Genomic DNA, 11436 nt, shown 5'->3' on the forward strand with positions numbered 1-11436 from the left:
AGCTCAGGCGCGGTCGTGGAGGGTCAGCTGGTAGCCGTCCGGGTCGGCGAAGGTGAAGGTGCGACCGAACGGGCCGTCGATCGGCGCCGAGACGATCGTGTGGCCGTCGGCGACGAGGGCGTCGTGGATCTCCTGGACGTCCGTGGCGTGCAGCCAGATCGCCGCGCCGATCCCAGGCTGGGGTGCGGAGGCGAGATCGGTTCCGGGGACGATGTCGCGCAGGGCGAAGGCGGTCGGCGACGTCTCGAAGACGACCGCGTGCGGCGGGCCGGCCTGCGAGCGGACGAGGCCGAGGTACTGCTCATAGAAGGCCTGCGAGGCGTCGAGGTCGGCGACCTGGAGGGAGATGAAGTCCGGTCCGGTGACGGGCATGATGTGCGTCCATTTCTGTCGTGTCAGTTATCTGACACACTCAGCCTATGTCAGAATACTGACATGAGTCAAGACGGGATCGAACTGGACACCTCGCTGGGGTACCTCCTGAAGGAGGCGTCGAGCGCACTCCGCTCAGCGATGGAGGCGGTCCTGCGGCCACTCGGCATGACGATCACGCACTACTCCTGCCTCGAACTCCTCGCCCAGCGACCTGGACTGTCGAACTCCGAACTGGCCCGCGGCGCCTTCGTCACCCGTCAGTCGATGAACGTGCTCCTGCAGGCCCTCGAGCGCGACGGATTTGTCACCCGCCCGGAACAGGCCCCCGTCGGCAAGGCACTGCCGACCCGACTCACGCCGCTCGGTCGTGAGCGCCTCGCGCAGGCGACCGCTGCCGTGCGATCGGTCGAGGTCCGGATGCTGAGCGGCCTGACCGCTGATCAGCAGCGGGAGGCACTCGTCGTCCTGCGCAGCATGATCCGATCACTTCGCGACGACGAGCGCTGAGGCGCCCGTCAGTCGGTGATGGGAAGGGTCTCCACGAACGCCTGGATCCGGTCCGCCACAGCGACCGGGACCTGCCAGGCCGTGAAGTGCGCCCCGCGATCCAGTTCCGTCCAGCTCCGGATGTCGCTGTACGCCCTCGCCGCGTAGGAGCGCGGGAGTCCGCGTTCGCCCGTCTGCACGGCGACGGCCACAGGCACCTCGATCAGCGGGAGTTCGGGCTGCTTCGGGTGGTCGCGATACGGCCGGAACGATGATCCGATGCTCTGCGTGAACCAGTACAGCGAGACCGTGGTCAGCAGCTCGTCGTCGGTCCACCAGTCACCCTCTCCCGCCCACGCGAGGAGCTTCTCCGCGATCCATGCGGCGAGGCCTACCGGCGAGTCGTTCAGGGCCGTCGCGAGGATCTCGGGCCTGGTGGCCTGCACCCGCGCATAGGCGAGACCGCGAGCCCACTCCTGGTCGTGTCGATCGAGCCAGTCCTGCTCCTCGGCGGTGAGGTCGCGCGCTCGGGACGCCGACGGGAAGGCGGCATGCGTCGCGAACTGACCGACGACCGACTCGGGATGGAGCGCCGCGAGCCAGTCGCTCGTCGTCGACCCGACGTCCTCGCCGTAGGTGAGGTAGCTCGCGTGCCCCAGCACCTCGGTCATGAGTGCGTGCATGAGTTCGGCGACCACCGGGCCGGTGAACGGCCGGTCCGCGAGGGGTGCTGAGAACCCGTACCCGGGCAGGGAGGGGACGACGACCTCGAAGCCGAGCGTCCGGCCGTCGCCGAGGTCGACCGTGCGTCCTGCGAGTTCCTTCGCCAGCGGCAGCATCTCGATGAAGGAGTACGGCCAGCCGTGGAACGCGATCACCGGGACCGTCACCGTGACGCCGTCCGGCGCCATCAGCCGCGCGACATGCAGCCGCTGCCCGTCGACCTCCGCCTCGAACTGCGGCACATCCTGAAGTTCGCGTTCGATGCGCCGCCAATCGAAGCCGTCCCGCCAGTGGTCGACGAGCGCCCGCAACCGGTCGAGCGAGAGGGCGCTCTCCTCGCCGGCGTCGCCGATTGCGGCGGGGAGGCGAACCGCGTCGAGACGCCGCCGCAGGTCCTCGAGGTCGGCATCGGGCACCTGGATCCGGAACGAACGCATGCGCTCGACGCTAGAGCAGACGTCCGACAGGGGGCATGAGACGAGGGCGCGATGCTGCACAACCCACTGATGACACCGCCCGTCGCGACCGGTAGCATCGCCGGTACCGGGCTCCCTCGCCCGGTTGTGGCCCAGACCCCGCCGCCGCTTGAGCCGGCACCCGAATGTCTGGATCGCAGCGGCGGGGCTGGGTTCCGGTACCCAGGTTCGGATAGCCATCTTGCGAACGGACCGAGCATTCCGCCGAAACGACCGGATCCAGCGCGTACCATGATCCGTACCGGGCTCCCTCGCCCGGTTGTGGCCCAGACCCCGCCGCCGCTTGAGCCGGCATTCGGGTGTCTGGAACGTTGCGGCGGGTCTGGTTCTGAGTATCAGTGACCGACTGCAGGACACCTGCCCGGTGTCTGATTCAGGCGCGGTAGTGCGCCGCCAGGCGCTCGAGGCCCTCGTCGATCGAGACCGCCGGCGTCCAGTGCAAGGCCGCGCGGGTCTGGCGCTGGTCGAACCAGTGGGCGGTCGACAGCTGTTCCGCGAGGAAGCGCGTCATCGGCGGCTCATCGGCGCCGGGACGGATACTCCACAGGCGCTCGACGAGCCCACCGGCAGCTCGGGCGACGCCGGCGGGGACGCTGAAGGCGGGCGGCTTCACGCCGGCAGCACGGCAGATGCCCGCGAGCAGTTCGCCGACCGGGCGCGGCTCACCGTTCGTCACCACGAACGCACGACCATGTGCCGTCTCCGCATGCTCGAGTGCCGCGGCGATGGCCGACGCCGCGTTCGCGACGTAAGTGCTGTCGATGAGCGCGGTGCCGTCGTCGAGCAGGGGCAACCGGCCGCGGCGCGCACGGTCGACGATGCGCTCGACGAGCTGCGGGTCGCCCGGGCCCCAGACGAGGTGCGGCCGCACGACGACGACCGCGAAGCCGCGACGGTCCCGCGCGAGGGCGTGCAGTTCGCCCTGCGCCTTCGTCCGCGCGTACTCCCCGCGTGCCGCGTCCGGGTCGGCCGGTTCCGCACCGACACCCACGAGCGCCGAGCCACCGTGCGCGACGGACGGCGAGGAGATGTGGACGAACCGTGAGACACCCGCGGTCTCGGCCGCGTCGAGGACGACCTCGGCCCCGGTGACGTTGACCCGCTCGAACTCCGCCGGATCACCCGCCAACGAGACCTTCGCCGCCAGATGCACGACCGCGTCGACACCGTCCATCGCCGACTCGACGACGGCTGCGTCGGTGATGGATCCCCGCACCTCCTCGACGTCGGTGAGCGCGGATGGCCCACGCTGCAACACCCGGACGCGATGTCCACCGCGGAGCAGCTCGAGGGCGACCTCGCGGCCGAGCATGCCGCTCGCGCCGGTGACGAGGACCGTCACGGGGTGCTCAGCCGTTCACCGGCCAGGATGCCTTCCGCCCACACCGACAGGTGGGTGCGGTCGATCTTGGAGTTGTGGCGGATGTCGGTCGGCAGCTCGGGGACCACGAAGACGGCGACGAGCGGCTGCGTCGAAGCATCCCGCACCTGCCCTGCGAGCTGGGCCTCGGCGAGCTGGACCCGCTTCGTACCCGTGGTCGTCTCGACGATCGCGACGCACTGGCGGAGGCCCTCGGGGCCAACGCCCACGAGGGCGGCGCGGCGCACGAGCGGCACCGTCTCGATCGCCTGCTCCGGTCCGACCGGAGCGATCGGTCCCTCCTGGGTCGCGATCACGTGCGGCAGACGGCCCTCGATCCAGAGACGGCCATCGGCGTCGAGATGCCCGACATCGCCGGTGCGGTGCCAGCGCCCGCCGTCGGCGACGTCGCGGACGGCGGCCCGGTCGGTCAGCCAGAGCCGGTCGTACTGCGACTTGAGGTGATCGGCCGAGATGATGACCTCGCCCAGGCGGTCCGCGTCCTGCGTCGGCGCACCCGTGGCGCGGCCGGCCTCGTCGAGCGGGCTGATGCGCACGTCGACGCCGCCGATGGGCGTCCCGACGCACACACCCGTGTGCTCGGTGTCCTCGTCGGGCAGCGTGTCGAGGGTGATGTCCGCGACGAGCAGGCACTCGGTCATGCCGTACACCGCGTGTGCAGACGCGTTGGGCAGGACACCCACGAGTGCCGTGAGGAGCTGGCGACTGACGGGCGCGCCCGTCGAGAGCACGGTCCTGACGCCCTGGAGCGCCTGGCGGTCCGTACTGTCGAGCGCGTCGGCCGTCGCGACCACGTTCAGGATGGCGGCCGGCGAGAGGAACACGATGTCGGCGTCCGTCTCGGCCACGGCGGCAGCGACCGCCCGCGCCGTGAGCGTCCGGGGCGCCGAGATGTCCATCTCCGGCGTCGAGGAACGGGCTCCGAGCGCCGGGCCGAGCAGCGCGAACGGCGCGAACCCGGTGACGAGTCCCGAGTCGGCGGTGATCGCGAAGTGCTCCGAGAGGACGTCGCGCAACGACGACAGCTGAGCGTGCGTGTACTTCACGCCCTTCGCCGGGCCGGTCGATCCCGAGGTGTAGAGGATCGCCGCGAGGTCGGTCGGGCCTGGTTCGCTGGGCAGCTCAGGCGTCGTACGGGTGTCGAGCAGGTCCTTGAGGCTGTGCGAGACGCCGAGGGCCGTCGCGGTCGCGCCGGGGAGGCGGGCGGCGGAGATCTTCACGCCCGGCCAACCGAGCGCACGAGCGGCGGCGAGCCCCTTGGTCTCGCCGATGACGTACGCGGGCCACGCGCCTCGGACCGCGCGGTGGAGGCCTTTGACGCCGAGACCGGCGTCGGCGACGACCACGACCGCGCCGATGCGCAGGCAGGCGTAGATGACGGCGGTGAGCGTGGCGCCGGGCGTGACGAGCAGCGAGACGCGGTCGCCACGCCGGACACCGATGCGGTGCAGGCCGGCGGCCAGGCGCGTCACGCGGTCGTCGAGTTGCCGCCAGCTGACGCGACGGGCGGTTCCGGACCCGCGCTGCTCGACGATGGCGTCGCCGTCGTCGGTGCGACGCTGGTCGAGCCGACGCCACAGCGGCTCGAAGCCGCCGTCGGACGCGGACGCCTCGGCGGGAGCAGTCGGCACGGTCTCCGCGGCCGCACCCTGCGGCAGGCGGTCGCCGAGCCAGGTGAGCAGTGATTCGGCGACGGGGGCGTCGTCGATGACGAGGTGGCCGGCACCCTCGAAGCGGTGGACCTCGGCGTGCGGAAGGCGGTCGGCGAGGTCGTCGAGGTAGCGGTCGCTGAAGATCGGATCGCGGGGGCCCCAGAGCATGACGGCCGGAACACGGAGCTGGGCGACGTCGTCGGCGAGGCGCTCGAGGCGCGGGAAGCTGACGTGGTCGGGCGTCGCGGGGATGTCGGCGACGAACGCACCGATCCCCCGACGGCGGGCCGGCGACCCGTACGGGCTCCGGTAGGCGTCGCGGACGTCGCGGTCGAGGGGCGGTGACGCGAGGGAGAGCGTCGTGTCGAGGAACGCCGTGGTCTGGACCGATCCGGCACCGAGCATGCCTCGAGCGCCGGCGAGACGCAGCGGCGCGGGGATCGCCGTGCCCTCCGGGTGATGCACGGCGGTGTTGAGGAGCATCGAGCCGACGAGCTCCTCCGGGTGCTCCGTCGCCCAGCCGAGGGAGATGACGCCGCCCCAGTCGTGGCCGAGCGTGACGACGGGACCGGTGATGCCGAGCGCCTCGGTGAAGGCGGCGAGGTCGGCGATCCGCTGTTCGAGGGTGCGGGCGACCTCGGTCCGCTCCGACCAGCCCATCTCGAGCTGGTCGACGGCGACGACGCGCCAGGCGTCGCCACCGGAGGACGCCTGCTCGACCGACTGCGTGACGAGCGTGCGCCACAGGTACGACCACGTCGGGTTCCCGTGGACGGCGAGCACGGTGCCGACCGGTGTCGCGCCGGCTTCGGCGAGCGCCGAGGCGGTGTCGAGGTAGTGCCAGTTGCGCGTGGTGCCGTCGTCGGCCAGGCGGCCGGGGACGTCGATGCGGTGGGAGAAGGCGGCGGGCAGGCCGGGCAGACCTGCGGCGCGCACCCCCATGGTCCGCAGACCGACGTTCGCGGCGACGGTGCCCGCTACCACGCGAGTTCCATGAGGCCGGTGTTCAACCCCGAGCCGACGCCCATGAGGAGGACGCGGTCGCCCTTGTTCAGGGTCGACTGCTGGTCGGCGAGGGTGATCGGGATGGAGGCCGGCCCGACGTTGCCGAGGTAGGGATAGGTGACCGGGACGCGACTGCGGTCGAGCGAGGCGGCCTTCACCATGGAGTCCGTGTGGATGGACGACACCTGGTGGGTGATGTAGCGGTCCATCTTCGACCACCGCCACGAGTCGCCGGCGGCCTCCTTCCACGCGGAGACGACGAGGTCGAGCCCACCCTTGAGGAGTGCTCGGGCGTCCGTGAACATGCCGTCGACGCTGCCGACGCAGAGGTGGTTGAACTCCGTCGCCGCGCGGGTGACCCCGCCGAGGATGCGGTGTCCCTCGGGGTGACGATCGGCCGGCCCGATGACGGCGGCGGCCGCTCCGGAGCCGAGCGTGAGGGAGGCGAACTCGCTCATGAAGTCGTCGCGGTCGATGGTGCTGCCGCTCAGGCGCTCGATCGTGTTGGCGTGGACCTCGCTCGCGTCCTCACCGTTGACGATGAGCGCGTACTCGATCTGTCCGGACTCGATCATCGCGGCCGCCATCGTCATACCGGTCACGAAACCGAGGCAGGCGTTGGCGATGTCGAAGTTGATGGCCGAGCTCGGCAAGCCGAGGCCGTCGTGGATGCGGACGGCGACGGAGGGCTCGAGGTGCTGTCTCGTGACCGAAGTGTTGATCATGAGGCCGATCTGCGACGGTGAGATGCCGGCCTCGGCCAGCGCACGGCGTCCGGCCGACACGGTGGCGTCATCCGAGTTCTCACCGGGGCCCCAGTGTCGTCGCTCGACCACACCGGCGACGCGTCGCAGGATGCCCTTCGGGAGGCGGGCGCGTTTCATCGCGGCCGCGAGGCCCTCTTCGATCTCGACCGAGGTCACCACTGCGGACGGCAGCGTGCTCGCCACCGACAACATGGCCACATTGTCGAATCGGGTAGTTGCGTTTCCGGTCACGATTCCTCCGTGCCTCTGACCAGGCAGTCTTGACCGCCAGCGTCTGACGGTACTCCTTTACCCTGAACGTGGACGAATCGTGTCCCCGACGTTGACAGCGGGCGTCCAGCCGGACAGCGCGCGGGGCGTCCGCCTAGGCTGGTGGGCGCGGCCCATTCCGCCGGTGCCGCCTGATCGGAGGATGTCACGATGGTGGTCCGGCCCTACTGGTTGAAGCGTGCGAGCATCGAGGACTTCGAGGCGGCCTACGACCCCGATACCTGGCCCTCGTACACCGATTCGACCGGGCTGCCGCTGTTGGCCGAGGCGATGTCCAACCAGGATCCGGCGACGCGCGCGTTCATCGCCGGGCAGCTCCTTGACGACGGGGCGGATGCGACGGTCGTCCTCGACGAGGGGTACACGCTGCTGCACGTCCTGCTGGCGCAGCGCGCCCGGGACCCCGAGGTCGACCCTCCGCTCGTCCGTCGCCTCATCGCCGCCGGTGCCGACGTGAACCGGCCCGCCGGACGACACCAGCGCCGCCCGGTGGAGGAGGTCGACCACCCGAAGCTGTCCGAAGCGGAGCTCGAACCCTACTACCGTGCGTTCTTCGACCAGCCGGGCCTCGAGCTCCTCGCGCCCGACCCGCACGGGCACTCCGTGCTCGACCGGGCCCGCTCGAGTCGCTTCCGGCGGCCGCAGCTGTTCGACCTGGTGACGGCGTATCTGGATGCGGCCGGACTCGCCCCCGCCACCGAGGCGGTGACCCGCACGGCGACCTGGCAGAACCTCGACGAGCTCCGAGCCGTCTACACCCCAGGCCTCGCGTCCGCGGTCGACGAGAACGGCGACAGCTTGCTCCACGCCGTCCTGCGCAATCCCGACCTCACCGTCCGCTCCACGTTCGTCCCGCAGCTGCTGGCCGACGGTGCCGACGTCGCCCTACGCACCGCCCAGGGCGACAGCGTCCTCCACCTCGCGCTCGACCGCTCCGGCGCGCGGGACGCCGAACAGGACGCCCGGGTGCTCGGCGCACTCATCACCGCGGGTGCCGACGTCAACGCGTCGTCACCGGCGAACGGTGTCCCGCTGACCGCACTCGCCGGGCAGGGCAACTTCCCCGAGAACCGACTCGAACCGCTGTACGACGTGCTCCTCGCCGCGCCTGGCCTCGACCCGGCCGTCGTCCTCGCCGACGGCCGGACCGCGCTCGACGTCGTCCGCACGGCGCGGCCTCCTCGTCCGGTGCTCCTCGCCCGCCTCGAGGCCCTTGCCGTCTGACACCGGAGCCGACCGACCGCGGGAGCCGCGATCCCTGAATCGGCATTGTCGTGCGCTCACATCCCCGCAGTAGCCTGTGGGGATGACCACCCGCCGCACCCTCGACCAGTCCTCCAAGCTGAAAAGCGTCCTCTATGAGATCCGGGGGAAGGCCCTCGTCGAGGCCGTGCGTCTCGAGGCCGACGGGCACCGCATCCTGAAGCTCAACACCGGCAACCCCGCGATCTTCGACTTCGAGGCACCGCACCAGATCGTGCGCGACATGATCGCCGCGCTCCCCCACTCCCACGGGTACAGCGACAGCCGCGGCATCCTCTCCGCGCGTCAGGCCGTCTCCTACCGCTACGAGGAGATGGAGGGGTTCCCCCGGGTCGACCCGGAGTGGGTGTTCCTCGGCAACGGCGTCTCCGAGCTCATCACGATGACGATGCAGGCCCTCCTCGACGACGGCGACGAGGTCCTCATCCCCGCGCCCGACTACCCGCTGTGGACCGCGATGACGAGCCTCGCGGGTGGCACGCCGGTGCACTACCGCTGCGATGAGGAGGCGGACTGGGCGCCCGACATCGAGGACATCCGCTCCAAGATCACGCCGAACACCAAGGCGATCGTCGTCATCAACCCGAACAACCCCACGGGCGCGGTGTACTCCCGCGAGGTGCTGGAGCAGATCGCCGGAGTCGCACGCGAGCACGGGCTGCTGCTGCTCGCCGACGAGATCTACGACCGCATCCTGTACGACGACGCCGTCCACATCCCGATGGCGACCGTCGCCCCCGACCTCCTCTGCCTCACCTTCAACGGCCTGTCCAAGACCTACCGCGTCGCCGGCTACCGGTCCGGCTGGCTCGTCATCACGGGACCGCGTGACCATGCGCGCGGCTTCCTCGAGGGCATCAACCTCCTGGCGTCCACGCGTCTGTGCCCGAACGTGCCGGCGCAGCACGCCGTGCAGGCGGCGCTCTCCGGCGTGCAGTCGATCGACGCCCTGATCGCACCGAGCGGTCGCCTGCTCGAGCAGCGCGACGCCACCTGGGCCGGCCTCAACTCGATCCCCGGCGTCTCCTGCACGAAGCCGATGGGTGCGCTCTACGCCTTCCCGCGCCTCGACCCGGAGGTCCACGAGATCCACGACGACGAGCTGCTCGTCCACGATCTGCTCGTGGCGGAGCACATCCTGCTCGTCCAGGGCACGGGCTTCAACTGGCCGGACCCCGACCACCTGCGGGTCGTCACCCTGCCCGAGGAGCGTGTCCTCACCGACGCGATCGAACGGCTCGGCAACTTCCTGTCGTCCTACAAGCAGTAGGCGCCGTCAAGCAGGAGGCGCGGCAGCAGGACATCAGCGCGGTGGCAGGATGTCGTCGAGCAGCGCGTCCTGCTGCCGGGCGGATCTCCTGCCCTAGACGCCGAGGTAGCGACCCGGCCGGTGGTTCAGCGCGAGGATGAGGTTCAGCAGGACTGCGCCGAGCGCCGAGACGAGCACGTTGAGCGGCGGCACGGCGACGAGTGACACGAGCACCACCACGGTGTCGACGGCCATGAGCACGTAGCCCGCGCGGATGCCGAACCGGTCCTGGAGGATCAGCGCGACGATGTTGAACCCACCGAGACTGGCTCGGTGTCGGAACAGGATCAGGATGCCGACGCCGCAGAGCACGTTGCCGACCACGGCCGCGTAGAACGGGTCCATGTGCCCGACCGGCAGGAACAGCGGGTGCACCCCGGACAGGACGGACACGAGCACGATCGCGCCGCCGCTCCGCAGCGTGAACACCCAGCCCTTGCCGCGGATCGCGAGCAGGAAGAACGGCAGGTTGATCGCGATGAACAGCACCGGGAACGGCACGGGTGCGAGGTAGCTGACGAGGAGCGACAGGCCGGCCGTCCCACCGGTCACCGCCGAACCGGCCTTCAGGATGAAGAGGCCGAACGACACGACCGTGACGCCGACGAGCAGCCCGAGGATGTCCTCGACCACCCCGTGTCGAACCGGAGACGGTGCCGGGGCAGGCGTGGAGGGGGCCTGCTGCGCGCTCGACGTCGCGGCGCTCGGCTGCTGGGTGCTCATTCCGCCAACGATGCATCAGCTCGTCGTCCTGCGCAACACGAGTAGAGTGCAGTGGTCATCGTGCTTGATTCCTAGCCCGAGAGTGAGCAACATGCCTCATCCTACGACCATCGACCACCTCGACGCGCGCATCCTGACCGCGCTCGACGACGACCCGTCCGTGACGGCGCTCGCCCTTGCACGCATTCTCGGCGTCGCGAGGAACACCGTCCACGCCCGCCTGCGCCGACTCGAGACGAGCGGCGCACTCGGCGCCCCGAGTCGCCGGGTGCGACTGTCGGCGCTGGGCTACCCCCTCACCGCGTTCATCGAGATCTCCATCCGGCAGGACCTCGCGACGGAGGCCTACGCGGCCCTCGAGTCGATCCCGGAGATCGTCGAGGTGCACGCGACCACCGGTGACGCCGACCTCTTCGCGAAGGTCGTCGCGCACGACACGGAGGACCTGCACCGCATCGCCGGGGTGCTGCTCGCGGCTCCGGGCGTGGTCCGGACGAACACGAAGGTCTCACTCATCGAGGTCATCCCGTACCGCGCGTCGACCCTCCTCGATCGCCTCGCCGAGGGGCCGTCAGTGCGCTGAAGCCGTCAGCGCGCCGACCGGGCACGCACCACAGCGGCCGTGCCCGCGGCGATCGCGACGACCGTGCCGTAGCCGAGCACCGTGGCGTGGAGCCCGATGGCCGAGGCGAGCAGGCCGGCGATGACGGCCGGCACGCCGAAGGACAGGTACGCGACGATGTACAGCGCGGCGAAGAGCTCAGCGCGTTCGTCGGCCGGCGCGAGCGGGACGAGCGAGGCGATCGTGCCCATGAACGCCGTGCCGAACCCGGTTCCGGCGATCACGACGGCGACCACCGCGACCGGGAGCGACCCGAGGATCAGGGCGACGAGCAGGAGCACGGTACCGGCGGACAGCGCGGACGCCCCGTAAACGGCCGCGACGACGGGTCGGCGGCGGTGGAGCACCGCGGCCGCGACGGCCCCGGCGGCCGGCAGCAGCCCG

General features: G+C 70.7%; 10 protein-coding genes and 1 pseudogene. 4 read left to right on the forward strand and 7 right to left on the reverse strand.

The window, feature by feature from the left end:
• Positions 1-3 precede the first annotated feature (3 nt).
• The gene (locus IFT89_RS14265) at positions 4-372 is read right to left on the reverse strand and encodes a VOC family protein (RefSeq protein WP_192019623.1); all 369 of its coding nucleotides are present in this window, start codon (positions 370-372) and stop codon (positions 4-6) included.
• A 63-nt stretch (positions 373-435) separates the two neighbouring features.
• Between IFT89_RS14265 and IFT89_RS14270 the strand changes: the two genes are divergently transcribed.
• On the forward strand, positions 436-882 hold the full coding sequence (locus IFT89_RS14270) for a MarR family winged helix-turn-helix transcriptional regulator (protein WP_191940103.1): 447 nt from the start codon (positions 436-438) through the stop codon (positions 880-882).
• Positions 883-890: 8 nt separating this feature from the next.
• On the opposite strand, the gene IFT89_RS14275 is transcribed toward IFT89_RS14270, so the two are convergent.
• The 4 genes from IFT89_RS14275 to IFT89_RS14290 all read right to left on the reverse strand — a co-directional run bounded on the left by IFT89_RS14275 (position 891) and on the right by IFT89_RS14290 (position 7057).
• Positions 891-2021, reverse strand: a complete 1131-nt coding sequence (locus tag IFT89_RS14275; RefSeq protein WP_202939296.1) for an epoxide hydrolase family protein — start codon at positions 2019-2021, stop codon at positions 891-893.
• 412 nt (positions 2022-2433) lie between these two features.
• Positions 2434-3402 carry an NAD-dependent epimerase/dehydratase family protein gene (locus IFT89_RS14280; protein ID WP_191940099.1) on the reverse strand — a complete coding sequence of 323 codons (969 nt, stop codon included), beginning with the start codon at positions 3400-3402 and terminating at the stop codon, positions 2434-2436.
• Positions 3399-6077, reverse strand: coding sequence for an alpha/beta fold hydrolase (locus tag IFT89_RS14285; protein ID WP_307783521.1), 2679 nt, complete (start codon positions 6075-6077; stop codon positions 3399-3401). Before IFT89_RS14285 ends, IFT89_RS14280 begins: the two co-directional genes overlap by 4 nt.
• Positions 6071-7057, reverse strand: a complete 987-nt coding sequence (locus IFT89_RS14290; RefSeq protein ID WP_194718740.1) for a 3-oxoacyl-ACP synthase III — start codon at positions 7055-7057, stop codon at positions 6071-6073. The genes IFT89_RS14285 and IFT89_RS14290 overlap by 7 nt, the downstream gene beginning before the upstream one ends.
• Before the next feature lie 228 nt (positions 7058-7285).
• Here IFT89_RS14290 and IFT89_RS14295 point away from each other — a divergent pair, with 228 nt between their 5' ends.
• Together IFT89_RS14295 and IFT89_RS14300 are read left to right on the forward strand one after the other, a co-directional pair.
• Positions 7286-8359: a hypothetical protein gene (locus IFT89_RS14295; RefSeq protein ID WP_202939297.1), complete on the forward strand. Its 1074-nt coding sequence runs from the start codon at positions 7286-7288 to the stop codon at positions 8357-8359.
• A gap of 82 nt (positions 8360-8441) precedes the next feature.
• Positions 8442-9668, forward strand: coding sequence for a pyridoxal phosphate-dependent aminotransferase (locus IFT89_RS14300; RefSeq protein WP_138945938.1), 1227 nt, complete (start codon positions 8442-8444; stop codon positions 9666-9668).
• Between the two features lie 93 nt (positions 9669-9761).
• Here the strand turns inward: IFT89_RS14300 and IFT89_RS14305 are convergent, their stop codons facing one another.
• Positions 9762-10430 carry a YitT family protein gene (locus IFT89_RS14305; protein ID WP_202939298.1) on the reverse strand — a complete coding sequence of 223 codons (669 nt, stop codon included), beginning with the start codon at positions 10428-10430 and terminating at the stop codon, positions 9762-9764.
• 91 nt (positions 10431-10521) lie between these two features.
• Between IFT89_RS14305 and IFT89_RS14310 the strand changes: the two genes are divergently transcribed.
• Positions 10522-11013, forward strand: a complete 492-nt coding sequence (locus tag IFT89_RS14310; RefSeq protein WP_202939299.1) for an Lrp/AsnC family transcriptional regulator — start codon at positions 10522-10524, stop codon at positions 11011-11013.
• Between the two features lie 5 nt (positions 11014-11018).
• On the opposite strand, the pseudogene IFT89_RS14315 reads toward IFT89_RS14310, so the two are convergent.
• Positions 11019-11436: pseudogene (locus tag IFT89_RS14315) on the reverse strand (MFS transporter); the annotation flags it as partial.

The sequence above is a fragment of the Plantibacter sp. CFBP 13570 genome (assembly GCF_014841395.1).
Lineage (GTDB): Bacteria > Actinomycetota > Actinomycetes > Actinomycetales > Microbacteriaceae > Plantibacter > Plantibacter auratus.

Bases quoted from the DNA above. Each gene is read 5' to 3' on its own strand.
- IFT89_RS14265 (WP_192019623.1), bottom strand. From the start codon at position 372: ATGCCCGTCACCGGACCGGACTTCATCTCCCTCCAGGTCGCCGACCTC.
- IFT89_RS14270 (WP_191940103.1), top strand. From the start codon at position 436: ATGAGTCAAGACGGGATCGAACTGGACACCTCGCTGGGGTACCTCCTG.
- IFT89_RS14275 (WP_202939296.1), bottom strand. From the start codon at position 2,021: ATGCGTTCGTTCCGGATCCAGGTGCCCGATGCCGACCTCGAGGACCTG.
- IFT89_RS14290 (WP_194718740.1), bottom strand. From the start codon at position 7,057: ATGTTGTCGGTGGCGAGCACGCTGCCGTCCGCAGTGGTGACCTCGGTC.
- IFT89_RS14295 (WP_202939297.1), top strand. From the start codon at position 7,286: ATGGTGGTCCGGCCCTACTGGTTGAAGCGTGCGAGCATCGAGGACTTC.
- IFT89_RS14300 (WP_138945938.1), top strand. From the start codon at position 8,442: ATGACCACCCGCCGCACCCTCGACCAGTCCTCCAAGCTGAAAAGCGTC.
- IFT89_RS14305 (WP_202939298.1), bottom strand. From the start codon at position 10,430: ATGAGCACCCAGCAGCCGAGCGCCGCGACGTCGAGCGCGCAGCAGGCC.
- IFT89_RS14310 (WP_202939299.1), top strand. From the start codon at position 10,522: ATGCCTCATCCTACGACCATCGACCACCTCGACGCGCGCATCCTGACC.